General features: G+C 48.9%; 20 protein-coding genes. 8 read left to right on the top strand and 12 right to left on the bottom strand.

Annotation, left to right across the window (positions count from 1 at the left end; translation table 11 throughout):
* Window positions 1–79: 79 nt before the first annotated feature.
* From NO559_RS04680 to ftsY, 7 genes are all read right to left on the bottom strand, one after another.
* Complete coding sequence (locus NO559_RS04680) at window positions 80–256, bottom strand: hypothetical protein (RefSeq protein WP_258330636.1); 177 nt, start codon at window positions 254–256, stop codon at window positions 80–82.
* 37 nt (window positions 257–293) lie between these two features.
* Window positions 294–686, bottom strand: a complete 393-nt coding sequence (locus NO559_RS04675) for a hypothetical protein (protein WP_258330635.1) — start codon at window positions 684–686, stop codon at window positions 294–296.
* 25 nt (window positions 687–711) lie between these two features.
* Window positions 712–1,572, bottom strand: a complete 861-nt coding sequence (locus tag NO559_RS04670; protein WP_258330634.1) for an MOSC domain-containing protein — start codon at window positions 1,570–1,572, stop codon at window positions 712–714.
* A gap of 171 nt (window positions 1,573–1,743) precedes the next feature.
* Window positions 1,744–2,457 (bottom strand): hypothetical protein, encoded by a 714-nt coding sequence (locus NO559_RS04665; RefSeq protein WP_258330633.1) that lies wholly within the window; start codon window positions 2,455–2,457, stop codon window positions 1,744–1,746.
* 41 nt (window positions 2,458–2,498) lie between these two features.
* A complete protein-coding gene (gene ftsX, locus NO559_RS04660; protein WP_258330632.1) occupies window positions 2,499–3,494 on the bottom strand; it encodes a permease-like cell division protein FtsX in 996 nt (331 codons plus the stop codon).
* Complete coding sequence (ftsE, locus tag NO559_RS04655) at window positions 3,487–4,164, bottom strand: cell division ATP-binding protein FtsE (RefSeq protein WP_258330631.1); 678 nt, start codon at window positions 4,162–4,164, stop codon at window positions 3,487–3,489. The genes ftsX and ftsE overlap by 8 nt, the downstream gene beginning before the upstream one ends.
* 50 nt (window positions 4,165–4,214) lie before the next feature.
* Window positions 4,215–5,321, bottom strand: a complete 1,107-nt coding sequence (gene ftsY / locus NO559_RS04650) for a signal recognition particle-docking protein FtsY (RefSeq protein ID WP_258330630.1) — start codon at window positions 5,319–5,321, stop codon at window positions 4,215–4,217.
* A gap of 164 nt (window positions 5,322–5,485) precedes the next feature.
* Between ftsY and rsmD the strand changes: the two genes are divergently transcribed.
* The 3 genes from rsmD to NO559_RS04635 all read left to right on the top strand — a co-directional run bounded on the left by rsmD (window position 5,486) and on the right by NO559_RS04635 (window position 6,899).
* A complete protein-coding gene (rsmD, locus tag NO559_RS04645; protein WP_258330629.1) occupies window positions 5,486–6,067 on the top strand; it encodes a 16S rRNA (guanine(966)-N(2))-methyltransferase RsmD in 582 nt (193 codons plus the stop codon).
* A 101-nt stretch (window positions 6,068–6,168) separates the two neighbouring features.
* Window positions 6,169–6,642 (top strand): pantetheine-phosphate adenylyltransferase, encoded by a 474-nt coding sequence (coaD, locus tag NO559_RS04640; RefSeq protein ID WP_258330628.1) that lies wholly within the window; start codon window positions 6,169–6,171, stop codon window positions 6,640–6,642.
* A gap of 5 nt (window positions 6,643–6,647) precedes the next feature.
* Complete coding sequence (locus NO559_RS04635) at window positions 6,648–6,899, top strand: YfhL family 4Fe-4S dicluster ferredoxin (RefSeq protein WP_258330627.1); 252 nt, start codon at window positions 6,648–6,650, stop codon at window positions 6,897–6,899.
* Window positions 6,900–6,960: 61 nt separating this feature from the next.
* Here the strand turns inward: NO559_RS04635 and NO559_RS04630 are convergent, their stop codons facing one another.
* From NO559_RS04630 to NO559_RS04610, 5 genes are all read right to left on the bottom strand, one after another.
* The gene (locus NO559_RS04630) at window positions 6,961–7,305 is read right to left on the bottom strand and encodes a hypothetical protein (RefSeq protein ID WP_258330626.1); all 345 of its coding nucleotides are present in this window, start codon (window positions 7,303–7,305) and stop codon (window positions 6,961–6,963) included.
* A 236-nt stretch (window positions 7,306–7,541) separates the two neighbouring features.
* The gene (mutM, locus tag NO559_RS04625; protein ID WP_258330625.1) at window positions 7,542–8,357 is read right to left on the bottom strand and encodes a bifunctional DNA-formamidopyrimidine glycosylase/DNA-(apurinic or apyrimidinic site) lyase; all 816 of its coding nucleotides are present in this window, start codon (window positions 8,355–8,357) and stop codon (window positions 7,542–7,544) included.
* 179 nt (window positions 8,358–8,536) lie between these two features.
* Entirely contained in the window at window positions 8,537–8,941 is a 405-nt protein-coding gene (locus NO559_RS04620) for an acyl-CoA thioesterase (protein ID WP_258330624.1), read from the bottom strand.
* Window positions 8,942–8,986: 45 nt separating this feature from the next.
* Window positions 8,987–10,351 carry a TRAP transporter large permease subunit gene (locus NO559_RS04615; RefSeq protein WP_258330623.1) on the bottom strand — a complete coding sequence of 455 codons (1,365 nt, stop codon included), beginning with the start codon at window positions 10,349–10,351 and terminating at the stop codon, window positions 8,987–8,989.
* Window positions 10,348–10,878: a TRAP transporter small permease subunit gene (locus tag NO559_RS04610; RefSeq protein ID WP_258330622.1), complete on the bottom strand. Its 531-nt coding sequence runs from the start codon at window positions 10,876–10,878 to the stop codon at window positions 10,348–10,350. The genes NO559_RS04615 and NO559_RS04610 overlap by 4 nt, the downstream gene beginning before the upstream one ends.
* Window positions 10,879–11,052: 174 nt before the next feature.
* Between NO559_RS04610 and NO559_RS04605 the strand changes: the two genes are divergently transcribed.
* From NO559_RS04605 to NO559_RS04585, 5 genes are read left to right on the top strand one after another with little or no spacing between them, the layout of a single operon-like run.
* A complete protein-coding gene (locus NO559_RS04605; RefSeq protein ID WP_258330621.1) occupies window positions 11,053–11,265 on the top strand; it encodes a hypothetical protein in 213 nt (70 codons plus the stop codon).
* A gap of 31 nt (window positions 11,266–11,296) precedes the next feature.
* Window positions 11,297–11,812 (top strand): DUF4265 domain-containing protein, encoded by a 516-nt coding sequence (locus NO559_RS04600; RefSeq protein WP_258330620.1) that lies wholly within the window; start codon window positions 11,297–11,299, stop codon window positions 11,810–11,812.
* A gap of 17 nt (window positions 11,813–11,829) precedes the next feature.
* Window positions 11,830–12,606 carry a peroxide stress protein YaaA gene (gene yaaA / locus NO559_RS04595; protein ID WP_258330619.1) on the top strand — a complete coding sequence of 259 codons (777 nt, stop codon included), beginning with the start codon at window positions 11,830–11,832 and terminating at the stop codon, window positions 12,604–12,606.
* 13 nt (window positions 12,607–12,619) lie between these two features.
* Entirely contained in the window at window positions 12,620–13,504 is an 885-nt protein-coding gene (locus NO559_RS04590) for a response regulator (protein WP_258330618.1), read from the top strand.
* A gap of 53 nt (window positions 13,505–13,557) precedes the next feature.
* Window positions 13,558–14,148 carry a class I SAM-dependent methyltransferase gene (locus NO559_RS04585; RefSeq protein ID WP_258330617.1) on the top strand — a complete coding sequence of 197 codons (591 nt, stop codon included), beginning with the start codon at window positions 13,558–13,560 and terminating at the stop codon, window positions 14,146–14,148.
* Window positions 14,149–14,159: the final 11 nt, after the last annotated feature.

Here is a 14,159-nt window from a genome sequence, read left to right as displayed (position 1 = left end):
GGATGATACCTAATATCCCTTTAAAACCTAAGTGAAATATAGGAATTGATAGCAAGCAGCCCCTTTACTAGTTTTTTGATTAGCCTGCCATACCAGCTTTGCGTGCCGCTAAAGCCACTAAGGCCACGCCCGCACCCAGCAGCCATTGAGCATCGAGATAAGGCAACACATTGCTGTAACCATCAATCAGACCACAGGCTACTAGCACTAGCCCCGCCAAGACACAAACACTGCGAAAGTAATGCTTAGGTTTCATGACTCACTCCCTTAGTCAGATAGTTAAACACAGCAAGCTATCTTGCAGCTCGAATACTTAGCGCTGCCACCAGCCCCCAGACCGCATTAAAAAACAAAACCATTAGTGGCGTAAGCATGCCTAAGTCTAAGCCTGCCATGCCTTTGCCTGCTTTAAAGGGGAATACAACAAACAATTGCACAGCCGTGGGAATTAAACTCAGCACCAAGCCTTTATACAATAAACGGCTGCGCATTAAGGGCAAAATAAATAATAAAGCCCACAACCCACCCCACACGATGCGCGGGTATAACCACGCCGGGCTTAGGCTGGGCGCTATGCTTACCCCTAACATGCCACTAATACCCAGCTGGCCAAACTGCCAAACAATTAGGCTATTCGCTAAAGCGCCTATGCAGCCAGCCGTGAAAAAAATAAATAGCTTTTTCATAATTTTACTCGCCGTAAATAACTGCTTATGCCACTACCACTAATTCATCAGCCACCATCAGCTCAACACTTTCACCCTTTTCCAAACCGGCATAACAACCAAACATGGGGCTAGATTTTTCATCGGCACTGCCATTGAGTGTTTTTAATAATTTAAAAGGCTGCATGGCTGGGTCGCGCTGCCCCGTTTGCTGATCGATGGTGGTAATAATGCAGCGCTCGCAGGCCATTTTAAAATTAAGCTCGCAGTGCTGATTTCCTAATGAGCTAATATTATGCTCGGCAAAGGCGGGCAGGCCTTTAATAATAATATTAGGTCGAAAGCGGTTCATAGGCACAGGCTGCTCACCCGCCAGTATTAACGCTTTATTTAAAGCCTCTAATGAAGCTTCGTTAGCGATTAAATAAGGTGCCGCATCAGCAAAGTGCACATGGTGCTGGTTAGTATTGCCCGCCGCTTGTAAAGCAGGTTCATTTTGTAGTCGTATAAAATCACCAGCCATACGCACTAGTCGCAAGGGCTTATCACTGTGCAGCTGCTGGGTCAGCCACTGCGATACGGCAGCGCCTTCATCTATGGCTACACAGGGCGCGCCCCACACTTCGGTATTGATAATTTCGCCCTGAGGCATGGCGTAGGCAATGGTAATAGGCTCAGCCCCGGGTAGGGATAGCTGTAAGCCCTGTTCGGTTAATGCGGATTCTATTAATGCCAGTTTTGAATTTTGACGCTGGGTTACAAAAACATTTTCATCATTAACGATCATCCAGTGTCTGTCATAGGGTATGCCCTGTGGGGTTAGCACCGTGGATGTTAAAGCGACAGGCTTGCAGGATTTAACGGGGTAGCTATATAAGCCAGTGATGGTAACGCTGATATTTGTCATGGAAGGCGCCTTGTTCTTATTACGCGTTTGCTAAACATAAGGGCATGATAGTAGTTTTTTAAAGCCAGCGCGGCAGTAGCAATGGCATACATGGGTTTATTTAATAAATAAGCTTAGCACTACTGCATTTTGTTAATCAGATTTCTCTCTATTAATTAAGTTTACATAGCATTAATAAACAATAAAAGCATATGTATAGGACATACTCACATACTCAGCGTTATATATGCCAGGAATATAACGGCTTCTCTTCAACATTTTTTTTACTTTTTTTGACCACATTCTATATTCAGGTTCAGACTTAAACTCTTTTACATCAATAGGCAATCCCTGACTATCAACCGTAACACCTAAAGAAAGCTTAACCCCCCGTTCAAAGAACCAACCGCCAACACCGCGCGGGCCTTTTAAACCATCTAAAATAAGCTGTGGCGCAATATAATTTAAGCCATAGGTATTTTTTAATTCTCCATGATTTAATGTTACCAGGCCTTGGCATCGGCCTTTTCCGCACTGATAACTTACCATCATCTGCACCTGCACATTTACAGGCTCCCCGTTGATTGTAGCGGCTACTATTGGTAAATCATTTAGCTGAAGTTCTACGTCCTTACTAAAAGCCCTCTGCTCCCAGTCACTAATAAGACATAGTGGTTTGATTAATTTTCCTTTTATCGATGCCTTCGCATAGCAAAACGTCGTCGCTATAAAATCAGATTGGTCGGTCTTAAACGTAAGTGCATCTAATAAGCTATTACCGCCATCAGCAAACCGGGCTGGCAAGTAGACAACAGCGTCAGTAGCGGAAGTAGCCTCACAATAGGCTGCCGTTGAGGCTGTAAAAAATAGTACGATTATAATTAAACGGGTAGTGAGATCCTTCATCCTATAACTTCCTTATTATTGTATTCATGCTCAATGATGAATTAACGCGGCTCTATAGACCCCAAGTGCCTACCTACCGCCAGCCATGCGCCTAGTAAACCTAATAAACCCGCCGCCAGCCATAGCATAAGCACCTCGCCAGCCGCCAAGCCTTGCAAGCTAAATTCGCTTTGATAAAGCCCGGCTAATACCGCCACCGGTTTGCTTAACCACAGCACGCTAATGCTAATAATTAACCAAGCCATAATGCCGCCGCCCAAGCCATACCATAGGCCGGTGTATAAAAAAGGCCTGCGCACAAAGGCGTTAGTTGCGCCCACTAATTTAACAATGACAATTTCATCGCGGCGACTTTCTATGGCTAAGCGTATGGTGTTACCTATAACTAAGAGCACCCCTAAGGATAGCAGTGCGGCCAAAGCTAAGGTCATGCGTTTGCCTAAGGCCATCATGCTGTATAAGCGCTGCACCCATTCTAAATCTATAACGGCTTGTTCTACTTGTGGTATGGCTTGCAGCGCTTCAAACAAGACTTGGGTGTTAGCGTGGCTATCATCTACGGGCCGCACTACGATCACCGCCGGTAAGGGGTTGCTGTCGAGTTGATTTAATACATCGCCATAACCCGACAGTTTTTTAAATTCTTCTAGCGCCTGCACGGCGGAAATGTATTCTACTTCTGCCACATCATCACGCAGACGAATTTTATCGGCCAGTTTGCGGCTGTCTTGTTCGCCCACCGCCTTATGCAAATACAGCGACACTTGCGCAGCGCCGTCCCAACCTTTGCTAACTGACTCAACATTAGCTAAGGCCACAAATAAACCACCGGGTAAGGCCAATGCTATGCCTATCACTAACCAGGTCATTAAACTGGGTATGGGGGTTTTTAATAAACGTAAAAAACTGTCTTTAGCGATTAGCTTATGATGGCTGGCGTAACTGCCTAGTTTATCGCCTAAGCTCACCCGACTTTGGCTGGCGCCTTTATCTTTACGGCGAGCATATTGGTTACTGTTTTGGGCAGGCTTAGTCATGCGGCCTCCCACTGATGCCGGATACAACTTGGCCTTGCCGCAGCGTCATCATTCTATAGGGTAGCCTCGCAATTAAACTTAAATCATGGCTGGCGATTAATACCGTCACCCCCACCTGATTAAACTGCTCAAACAAATGCATGATTTCGGCAGACAACTCTGGATCCAAATTACCAGTGGGCTCATCAGCTAATAATATTTTCGGTTTGTTAACTACTGCGCGGGCTATACCCACCCGCTGTTGCTCACCGCCGGAAAGGGTAACGGGCATTTTTTTCTCTTTGCTCAGCAGGCCCACTTTATCCAAGGCGGCGCGTACACGGCGGGCAATATCGCGGGGCTGGTAGCCAGCAATAATTAAGGGCAAGGCAACATTATCAAATACGCTGCGATCAAATAATAATTGATGGTTTTGAAACACCACGCCTATATTGCGGCGCAGCGCCGGTATGTGGCGGCTAGGTAAACCTCTAAGGTTTTGGCCGTCCACAAAAACCTGCCCTGAGGTGGGGCGTTCCATCATCATCATCAATTTTAATAAAGTGCTTTTACCCGCGCCGCTGTGGCCGGTTAAAAACAACATTTCGTTTTTGTTGATGTGAAAGCTGACATTGCGCAGCGCTTCGTGGCCACCTTCATAACGCTTGCTAACATTATCAAATTGAATCATAGCGGGTGTGCTTTCTTTATCATTATTGTTGGGCTAGGCCTTGTTGCAAGTTATTGCTGTTCAGCAAATAGCGCTTTAATAAACTCTTGTGCTTCAAATGGGCGTAGGTCATCTACCTGCTCGCCCACACCAATAAAACGTATTGGGATATTTAACTGCTTACTGATCGCAAAAATAATACCGCCCTTGGCGGTGCCGTCTAGCTTGGTTAAGGTAACGCCGCTTACCCCTACGACTTCTTGAAAAGCTTTGGCCTGCGATAAGGCGTTTTGGCCGGTGCCTGCATCCAGCACTAACATCACTTCGTGGGGCGCGCTGTCATCCAGTTTTCCCATGACCCGCACCACCTTGCGCAGCTCTTCCATTAAATTATCTTTGTTGTGTAAGCGACCCGCGGTATCGGCTATTAACACATCGATGTTGCGTGCCTGCGCCGCTTGCACGGCATCAAATATTACCGAGGCACTATCGGCACCGGTGTGCTGGGCCACTACTGGCACATTGTTGCGCTCACCCCAGACTTGCAACTGCTCAACGGCAGCCGCTCTAAAGGTATCGCCCGCAGCCAACATTACCGAACGGCCCTCGCTTTGAAAGCGCTTAGCCAACTTACCTATGGTGGTGGTTTTACCCACACCGTTTACCCCTACCATTAAAATTACATAGGGGCTTTTGCTGCTATCAATTTTTAAAGGGCTTTCGCTGGGTTGTAATAATATGCCCAGCTCTTTTTGCAGGGCGGCATACAGGGCATCGCCATCGGCCAACTCTTTGCGCGAAACTTGTTGGGTGAGTTCGCCAATAATATCCTGGGTGGCCTCTATGCCCACATCGGCCATGAGCAAATGGGTTTCTAACTCTTCTAACAAATCTTGGTCTATCTGTTTTTTACCCAAAAACAAATTGCCCAAGCCTGAGCCTAAGTTGCTGCTGGTACGCTTAAGGCCTGCTTTTAGGCGCGAGAATAAACCGGCCTTTTTTTCAGGCTCTGCCGCTGACTCTGTAATAGCCTGCGCCTGAGCAGGCTCTATGGCTTCCGGCGGTGCCTCTAACGGCGCAGTCTCATCTATGGCCTGTTCAGCGACTGCTGCTTGTTCAGTTGCGGGCTGCTCGGCAGGCTGGGATTTATCTGATTTAAAACGCTTAAAAAACTTCATGGGCGGGTCTAAACACCAAAATATGATTGTCGGGGCTATGCTTAGCAACATCACAACCAGGCACAGCCAACAAAATGCTTTACATAGGGCGGCTATCCTACCATTCTTAGCGCCCGAAACAGAGCCCTTAAATACCCACCCGCATCAACACAGCACCGCTTTTTATGGCCAAACAGCAAAAACATCCCAGCAGTAACCAACTACGTATAATTGGCGGCCTCTGGCGCGGCCGCAAGCTCAGCTTCCCCACGCTGGAAGGCCTGCGGCCCACCCCCGATAGAGTGCGTGAAACCCTGTTTAACTGGCTGGCACCTGAGATTAGCGGCGCTAGATGCCTGGATTTATTTTGTGGCAGCGGCGCTCTGGGCTTAGAGGCTTTATCGCGCGGCGCCGCCCGTGTGGACATGGTCGATAGCGCCCGCGCCGCCGTGCAACAGCTACGCAGTAATATGGCGCTGCTACAAGCCGATACCTCTCAAGCCAAACACGACAACGCGCTTAATTGGTTAAGCCTAAACCATGAGCCCTACGATATTATTTTTTTAGACCCGCCCTTTCATAGCGGGCTGGCCGCCCAATGCTTAGCCGCCCTAGCTCAGCAGCCGCTGCTAAAGCCCCACGCCTGGGTCTATTTGGAGATGGGCCGCGATGAAGAGCTACCCGTACTGCCCAGCCACTGGCATTTACACCGCGAGAAAACGGCCGGTCAAGTGCGCTATCAGCTCTTTAAAGTAGCATCCGCTTGATAACCACCACGGCCTGTTAACTGTAGACGGGCAGCAGCCCCTTCGCTACCATGCCCTTAGCCAGCGCTATGCGTTCTAACCCCAGCTTAAGTAGCAACCGTATGAAAACAGTGATCTTCCCCGGTACCTTCGACCCCATTACCCTAGGCCATGTGGACTTAGTACAGCGCGCTGCCGCCCTGTTCGATAATGTGGTGCTGGCCATAGCTAACAGCGAAAAAAAACAACCGCTGTTTAGCCTGGAGCAACGCATAGACCTATGCCAACAAAGCTTTAGCCACCTAGCCAATGTAGAGGCGCAGGGTTTTAGCGGCTTGTTAGTCGACTTTGCCCAGGCCCATAACAGCCAGATCGTCTTGCGTGGCACCCGCAGCATTGCCGATTTTGAATATGAGCTGCAGCTGGCCAATATGAACCGCGCCCTGCAGCCGGGCTTTGAAACCGTGTTTTTAAATGCCCTGCCCGAGTTATCTCACATTTCCTCTAGTTTGGTGCGTGAGATTGCCGCCTTGGGCGGTGATGTGCAGCCCTTTGTACCCGCGCCAGTGTTTGCCGCCCTGCAAGAAAAGTTTTAGCCACCATGTCACTGATCATTACCGATGAATGTATTAATTGCGATGTATGCGAGCCTGAATGCCCCAACGAGGCGATTTATCAAGGCGAGGAAATTTACGAAATAGACCCTAACCGCTGCACCGAATGCGTAGGCCATTTTGACGTGCCGCAATGCCAAATCGTGTGCCCGGTAGACTGCATCCCGCTAGACCCCAATCACCTAGAGAGCCAAGAACAGCTGATGGATAAATACATCAAGCTAGTGCAAGAAGGCTAGCCTGCAAACAGCAGGCACAAAAAAAGGCGCATGCTGCGCCTTTTTTTAATGGAGCTGCCGCTTATTTATCCGCGTCGGCGTCCACTACATCTCTTTGATAACCCGATTTGGTACAACCCAGGCAGCGCACAAAGGTTGCTTTGGCAGGGCCTAATACCAAGGTTTCAGCCGCGCCACCTAAGTTGCCGCCCGCTGCCGCAAAGGGTGAGCTGACTATGAACACTGCCGTGCCCACGACTGTGGCTACCAATAAGAAAGGCCGGGCAATTAATAAATCGCCGGTCATTGCTAAGGCCGTGGGCTCTTCCTTAATCGCTTCGCTGTAAGCAATTTGAGGTAAAACCAATACCACGGCTAAACTCAAAACCGCCGCAAAACGTGAAAAAGACTCTAATAGGGCTCGCATTGTTATATCTCCATCTTTTGGTAGCACCCGCTTTGCGAGTGCGTTTTATTAGCCACAAACTTCAAAGCTGTAAAAAACTATAGTTGATAAGTAGTTAGAAGCCAAACTTCGTGATTATTCTATGTACTGCCACTGTAGGGCTAATCATAGTCCTTAATCAACGATACGTCTCGATTATAGGGTAAAAAACTGCGCTTAATGTGAATTTGTCGCGGCTTTTAAGGCCTTTTCTAGCACTAACGCTGGCACTGTGGGCAAAACACCGTAGCCCGCTGGCCAATTTTGACTTCTTTTAAGGTTTTACCGCAGGCCACACAGGGCTCGCCGCCGCGGCCATATACCTGTAGTTGCTGCTTAAAATAGCCGGGCTTGCCGTCGCCACCCACAAAGTCTTTTAGGGTAGTGCCGCCTTGAGTGATGGCCTTAGCCAGCACGGCCTTAATTTCTTCCGCCAAACGCTGGTAGCGCGGCCTAGAGATTTTACCCGCCTCGGCGGTGGGGCGTATGCCCGCATTAAACAAGGCCTCGTTGGCATAAATATTACCCACCCCCACTACATGGGCGTTATCCATAATAAAGGTTTTAACAGGGCTTTTACGCTTGCGCGAGCGCAGGTATAGGCGCTCGCCATCAAACTCATCGGTGAGCGGCTCAGGGCCTAACTTGGCCAACAGTTTGTGGCCATGTACATCGCCCTCACACCACAATACACAGCCAAAGCGGCGCGGATCGGTAAAGCGCAGCACTTTGGCGTTGGCAAAAACCATATCTACGTGGTCGTGTTTAGCGGGTGGCGTTTTCGCGGCCACTATGCGCATAGAGCCCGACATGCCCAAATGCATAATGACACTGCCGTGGCCAAAGTTGAGCAGCAGGTATTTGGCTCTGCGGGTTACCGACAGCAGCTTGTGGCCCTGCACTAGGCTAGTTAACTCAGCAGGCACCGGCCAGCGCAGGCGGCTGTTTCTAACCACCAGCTGTTTAATCTTAACCCCACAGATATGAGGGCTAATTCCGCGGCAGGTGGTTTCGACTTCGGGTAGTTCGGGCATTGGTAAGTGGCGGCTCCACCGCCACAGAGGCAAGCTGCAAGCGGTAAGTGGCAAGAGAGGTAAAGTTGTGGCTGTAGCCACAACAGCTTTAACTACAAGAGCAAAGCTACAAGTTGAAAGCGACAAGAAAGAAGAATTTTTTTATCTTGCCTCTTGCAGCTTATAGCTTGCAGCTGTGTTTATTGTTCTATAGGAACGGTTTGGCCTTGGGGGTTAACCGATACGTAAACGATTTCACACTCAGTTACTTTTATAGGCTCGGGGCTGTTGTGGTAATCAATCCATACTTCCATTTTTACCCGCACCGAGGTGCGACCCACCTCAACGACTTCGGCATAGCAGCTCACTACTGAGCCTATGCGTACCGAGGTTAAAAAATGCATGCTATCTATAGCTACTGTCACTACCCGGGTGTGGGTGACGTTAACCGCTTTAATGGCACCTGCTATATCCATTTGTGACACTAGCCAACCGGCAAAAATATCACCTGCGGGGTTGGTATCAGCAGGCATGGCTACTGTTTGCAGCATTAAATCGCCATTGGGCGTGGGGGCTTGGTCGTCTAGGTCGCTATTAGCGTTCATAAATAATCCGGTAGATGTAGGTGTTAAATTTTCTTTATTGTTTTGTTATTGCTTCATTATTGCTGGCAGCCACGTGGCCAATTCAGGGTAGCAGGCCAGCGCCAATAATAGTAAAAGTTGTATAACAACAAAAGGGATAACGCCTTTATATATGTCAGCCGTGTGAACTGACTCTGGCGCCACCCCCCGTAAATAAAACAAAGCAAAACCAAAAGGCGGTGTTAAAAAGGAGGTTTGCAGGTTCACGGCAATCATAATGCCCAACCAGATAGGGTCTACCCCCATATTAAGTAGTATGGGTGCCACAATAGGCACGACCACAAAGGTGATCTCTATAAAATCGAGTATAAAACCCAATAAGAAGATCACCACCATCACCACCAAGGTCGCGGCCATAACGCCGCCGGGCATGGTGGCAAACCAATGATGAATCAGCTCTTCGCCGCCAAAACCACGAAACACGATAGAAAACACTGCCGCGCCCATTAAAATCATAAACACCATGCAGGTCACTTTGACCGTGCCGTCGGCCACTTCCGCTAAGCGCTGGCGGCTGAGCTGGCCCTTGGCCGCCGCTAGCAAAGTCGCACCTAAGGCACCTATGGCCGCAGCCTCTGTGGGCGTAGCCACCCCCGCCAAAATAGAACCCAGCACCACTACTATTAGTAGCACCGGAGGCAATAAGCCCTTGCCCAGCTTAGTAAAATCTACCGCCTGTTTCGCCATGGCGGGTGCGGCCTGCGGTTTAAGCTGCGCGTAAATAAACACATAGCCTACATATAGCAGCACTAAAACCACACCCGGTACCAGTGCTCCTATAAATAAATCCCCCACCGACATGGTTTCGGGAGCAAATACACCACGGCTTAATTGTGAACGCTGATAGGCGCTAGAAAGTATATCCCCTAGCAATACCAAGGCGATGGAAGGCGGAATGATTTGCCCCAAGGTGCCGGTGGCGCATATCACCCCGGTGGCCAGCTTGGGGTCATAGCCGCGCTTCAGCATAGTGGGCAGTGACATTAAACCCATAGTTACCACCGTAGCCCCGACAATACCGGTGCTGGCTGCCAGCAACATGCCTACCACCACTACCGAGATGCTAAGGCCGCCACGCAGGCTGCCAAATAAACTGGCCATATTGTCTAATAGCTCTTCGGCTATGCGCGACTTCTCTAACATCACCCCCATCATCACAAACAAAGGTACGGCCATTAAGGTGATATTGTTCATGGTGCCAAATAGGCGATTGGGCAAGGCGCTTAAGGCTGCGGGATCAAACACCCCGCCTATAATGCCGGCGCCAGCAAAGATCAGCGCCGTACCCGCCAACGAGAAGGCCACTGGATAGCCCAGCATTAACACCAGGCACACCACTACAAACATCAGCAGGGGAATTAGCTCTATCATGCGCTGGCCTCCGGCTCGGCGGTAGTGGTAACCAGCAGCAGGGCATTGCGCAGTATTTCCGCCACCGCCTGCAAGGCCAAGCTAATAGCCATCATAGGAATCAATGTTTTTAACAGGAATACTGCCGGTAGGCCGCCGGGGTCAGCGGAGCCCTCTTTAATAGCCCAGGCTTGCAGCACAAACTCCCAGCTACTGAGCACAAAATAGCCACACAAGGGCAGTAAAAAAACCAAACCTCCCAGGCTGTTCACCCAGGCCTTAGCTCTGGGGCTAAAGTGCCTGTAAAAAATATCTACCCGCACATGACCGTCTTGCTGCAGGGTATAGGCCGTGGCCAGCATAAAGACCGAGGCGTGCAGGTAGCTCACCAACTCCTGCAGAGCTATAAACCCTAGGTTGAAACCATAGCGCAATACCACCACCGTACTGAGCGTGAGCATCATCAGTAAACTGACCAAGCTCAGTATACGGCCACTAAGCAGACTAAAACGATCTATCATTTGTTGCAGGGTATAAAGAAAGGCCATGGTTATGTCTTCGTGAGGCGATGATTGTTATTGTGCACCGATTATAACTAAGCTATCTGCAACTAGCACGGCCAACTGGCCATACAAGCGGGCTATCTGTTAAAGTGAGGGCCGGTACACCAGCAATAATTGACTACCTTCCCTTAGCGCTTAACTCCCCGAAGAGAGAGAATAATGAAAATTATTTTTACATCAGCTCTATTAAGCTCAGCGGTCTTACTCGCCGCCTGTGAAAGCAAATGGCAAAAGCTGCCCGATGATCAACTAGCGGCTAAGGCCAGCGACTGTGCGGCAATAGCCGACCCCAGTTCGGCCATGATACAGGTGTGCAAAAATGTGACTCGTGAATGTGAGCGCCGCCGCGACAACGGCGTATACATTTGCTAACGACCACAGTCACAGCTTAAGAGAATTAACCATGGCAGTAGAAACAATCATAGGCGGCCAGCCCACCCTAGAGTTATTGGCCGGCCAGCACCCCAACGGCGAAATGGTGGTAGAGCGGGTGCTAGTCACCCCCCAGCCCGAAGAGCACAGTTATTTATTATTAAAATCCCCTGTCTTTGTACGCGGTATTGCCCGCGGCGATGTTATCCATGCCAATGCTAACGATAGCAGCCAGCCCAAGGGCAGCTTTAAGGTACTTCAACACGGCGGCAACCTCTGCGTGCGAGTATTTAGCAAAGAAGACAACGACAACCTAGAGCAGGCCCTTACCTCGGCGATAGAGAAACTAGGCGGCGATTTAGACATACACGAAAAGCGCGTACTGGTGTACAGCATCCATGTTTCCTGCGGTTTTAATACCATAGAAAAATTATTAAACGAGCAATTAGAGCAACACCCACAATCCAACTGGCTCTACGGTAATGTGTACCACCCTCAAAGCGGCGAGCCCCTGAATTGGTGGCAAGCCATTTTGTCACCTGATTAGTTATTGAGTTATTCCTTATGTTAATGCTTATCTCCCCCGCCAAAACTTTAGATTTTGAAACTCCAGCCAAAACCAAAGTCCATAGCGAGCCTGATTTTTTAGCCCATTCACAACAGTTGATTGATGAATTGCGCGAACTCAGCCCCAGCGATATTTCTGAGCTAATGAGTATTAGCGACAAACTGGGCGAGCTTAACCACCAACGCTTTCACAATTGGCACACACCTTTTGATAGCAATAATGCCAAGGCTGCGGTATTAGCGTTTAAGGGCGATGTCTACACCGGCCTGAATGCTGAAAGCTTTAACAGCAAGTCGTTTAACTTTGCACAAAAACATTTGCGTATATTGTCTGGCCTTTACGGTTTATTGCGGCCACTGGATTTAATCCAGCCCTATCGCCTAGAAATGGGCACCAAGTTTGCCAATCAACGCGGCAAAAACCTCTATGAATTCTGGGGCAATGACATTACTGATGCTATTAATGCCCAGCTTAAAAAAATTAAAAGCGATGTCATTATTAACCTTGCCTCCAATGAATATTTTAAAGCGGTAAAACCCAAAGCTTTAAACGCTGAAATCATTACCCCTGTTTTTAAAGACTGTAAAAACGGCAAGTATAAAATCATTAGCTTTTACGCCAAAAAAGCACGCGGTTTAATGAGCGCTTATATTATTGAAAACCAGCTCAGTGATGCTACTGCGATTAAAAAGTTTGATACCGATGGCTATCGCTACAACGCCGCCATGTCTACCGCCAGAGAATGGGTATTCACCCGCGAAGAGCAAAAATAGTTAAGGCTAGCCTATGAAAGGTTTAAAAATACTCGTAGTAGACGATGCCTCGTTTATACGCGAAATGCTAAAAAAGAACTTGCGCAGCTGCTTTCCCGGCTGCGAAGTTAGCGATGCCAACAACGGCCGCAAAGCTCAATCCATGATTAAAATTAATCGCTTTGATTTAATTTTATGCGACTGGGAAATGCCAGAAATGAGCGGCGAAGAATTGCTGCGCTGGGTACGCGGCAATGAAAGCACTGCCGAGCTACCCTTTATTATGGTAACCAGCCGTGGCGAAAAAGATTTTATTATCAAAGCTGTACAGGCCGGGGTTAGCGAATACATAGGCAAGCCTTTTTCACCAGAAACACTGGCCAAAAAAGTTAGCAAAACACTGAAAAAAGCTGGCTTTAAAGTACCCGAGGCCAAGAAAGCCACACCGGGATTGGCAGGTGAAAGCGTAGACTTATTAACCGCTGGCAGTAAACCCGCCGCCAGCAGCAACAACACTAAAGCTGCCGCCAGTGATTCGCTTAGCGCACTCATGGGTGGGGCAGCCGCAGCACCGGCACCCGCCCGCAAAAAATCCAGCAAAAAAACTGCTGTGGCGCGCGGACAGGCGCAAATTCACTTCGCCGGCTTTAGCAGCCAATGCGTTATTAGTTCCATTACTTTACAAACATTAGCAGGCGCCATTAAGCGCGAAGAGCAGCTGCCCACTGTGCTAGAGCCGGTAGTCATCAGCATAGTGCAAAACGATGGCGAAGATGTGGCCCGCTTAAATGGCTATGTGCACAGCATACAAGCGGCAGAAAACCGTATAGATGCTAATGTATTAAAGCTGGGTATACGTTTTGTTGACGACGACCCCGTAAAACTAGAACAGCTCTCACGCTATATCGCCACGTTTTAGCATTTGTTATTAAGCACGGAGCTTACGTACTCCAGCACAAGGAATAAGCCAAAATGACCTTAGCATTTTCACAATCCTGCGAAAATAACAAAGATCCGATTTTAGCGGTGCTCAAGCCCTTATTTGCCAATACTAAGCGAGTGCTAGAAATTGGTAGCGGCACTGGCCAGCATGCGGTTTATTTCGCCGCCGCAATGCCACAGCTACAGTGGCAGCCCAGCGACCGCAGCGACTATGATGAAGACCTAGAACAGCGCTGCGCGCAAAGTCAGCTGTCCAATCTGCTCACGCCTATACATTTTGATGTAGCCCAACATTGGCTACTAGATCCCGTGGACGCCATATTTACTGCCAACACCTTACATATTATGAGCTGGGATGAAGTACAGCGTTTTTTTGCCGGGGTGGCCGAATTATTGGAAAACAACGGCCTAGTCTGTGTCTACGGCCCCTTTAACTACCATGGCGACTACACCAGTGCCAGCAATGCCCAGTTTGATCAGTGGTTACAGAGCCGCGACCCGCTTAGCGGCATTAGGGATTTTGAAAAGGTCGATGCCTTAGCCCAGCAGGCTGGCCTGCAACTACTCGCTGACCACGAGATGCCCGCCAATAACCGCTGCCTGGTTTGGAAGAAAGCGTGAGAAAAATCACT

This window comes from Dasania sp. GY-MA-18 (assembly GCF_024734385.1).
In the GTDB taxonomy this organism is placed as follows: domain Bacteria; phylum Pseudomonadota; class Gammaproteobacteria; order Pseudomonadales; family Dasaniaceae; genus Dasania; species Dasania phycosphaerae.
This window is presented reverse-complemented; position numbering and strand designations above follow the sequence as displayed.

Excerpts from the sequence above, each read along its gene's own strand:
- NO559_RS04680 (WP_258330636.1), bottom strand. The coding sequence starts at position 256 with ATGAAACCTAAGCATTACTTTCGCAGTGTTTGTGTCTTGGCGGGGCTA.
- NO559_RS04675 (WP_258330635.1), bottom strand. The coding sequence starts at position 686 with ATGAAAAAGCTATTTATTTTTTTCACGGCTGGCTGCATAGGCGCTTTA.
- NO559_RS04670 (WP_258330634.1), bottom strand. The coding sequence starts at position 1,572 with ATGACAAATATCAGCGTTACCATCACTGGCTTATATAGCTACCCCGTT.
- NO559_RS04665 (WP_258330633.1), bottom strand. The coding sequence starts at position 2,457 with ATGAAGGATCTCACTACCCGTTTAATTATAATCGTACTATTTTTTACA.
- ftsX (WP_258330632.1), bottom strand. The coding sequence starts at position 3,494 with ATGACTAAGCCTGCCCAAAACAGTAACCAATATGCTCGCCGTAAAGAT.
- ftsE (WP_258330631.1), bottom strand. The coding sequence starts at position 4,164 with ATGATTCAATTTGATAATGTTAGCAAGCGTTATGAAGGTGGCCACGAA.
- ftsY (WP_258330630.1), bottom strand. The coding sequence starts at position 5,321 with ATGAAGTTTTTTAAGCGTTTTAAATCAGATAAATCCCAGCCTGCCGAG.
- rsmD (WP_258330629.1), top strand. The coding sequence starts at position 5,486 with ATGGCCAAACAGCAAAAACATCCCAGCAGTAACCAACTACGTATAATT.
- coaD (WP_258330628.1), top strand. The coding sequence starts at position 6,169 with ATGAAAACAGTGATCTTCCCCGGTACCTTCGACCCCATTACCCTAGGC.
- NO559_RS04635 (WP_258330627.1), top strand. The coding sequence starts at position 6,648 with ATGTCACTGATCATTACCGATGAATGTATTAATTGCGATGTATGCGAG.
- NO559_RS04630 (WP_258330626.1), bottom strand. The coding sequence starts at position 7,305 with ATGCGAGCCCTATTAGAGTCTTTTTCACGTTTTGCGGCGGTTTTGAGT.
- mutM (WP_258330625.1), bottom strand. The coding sequence starts at position 8,357 with ATGCCCGAACTACCCGAAGTCGAAACCACCTGCCGCGGAATTAGCCCT.
- NO559_RS04620 (WP_258330624.1), bottom strand. The coding sequence starts at position 8,941 with ATGAACGCTAATAGCGACCTAGACGACCAAGCCCCCACGCCCAATGGC.
- NO559_RS04615 (WP_258330623.1), bottom strand. The coding sequence starts at position 10,351 with ATGATAGAGCTAATTCCCCTGCTGATGTTTGTAGTGGTGTGCCTGGTG.
- NO559_RS04610 (WP_258330622.1), bottom strand. The coding sequence starts at position 10,878 with ATGGCCTTTCTTTATACCCTGCAACAAATGATAGATCGTTTTAGTCTG.
- NO559_RS04605 (WP_258330621.1), top strand. The coding sequence starts at position 11,053 with ATGAAAATTATTTTTACATCAGCTCTATTAAGCTCAGCGGTCTTACTC.
- NO559_RS04600 (WP_258330620.1), top strand. The coding sequence starts at position 11,297 with ATGGCAGTAGAAACAATCATAGGCGGCCAGCCCACCCTAGAGTTATTG.
- yaaA (WP_258330619.1), top strand. The coding sequence starts at position 11,830 with ATGTTAATGCTTATCTCCCCCGCCAAAACTTTAGATTTTGAAACTCCA.
- NO559_RS04590 (WP_258330618.1), top strand. The coding sequence starts at position 12,620 with ATGAAAGGTTTAAAAATACTCGTAGTAGACGATGCCTCGTTTATACGC.
- NO559_RS04585 (WP_258330617.1), top strand. The coding sequence starts at position 13,558 with ATGACCTTAGCATTTTCACAATCCTGCGAAAATAACAAAGATCCGATT.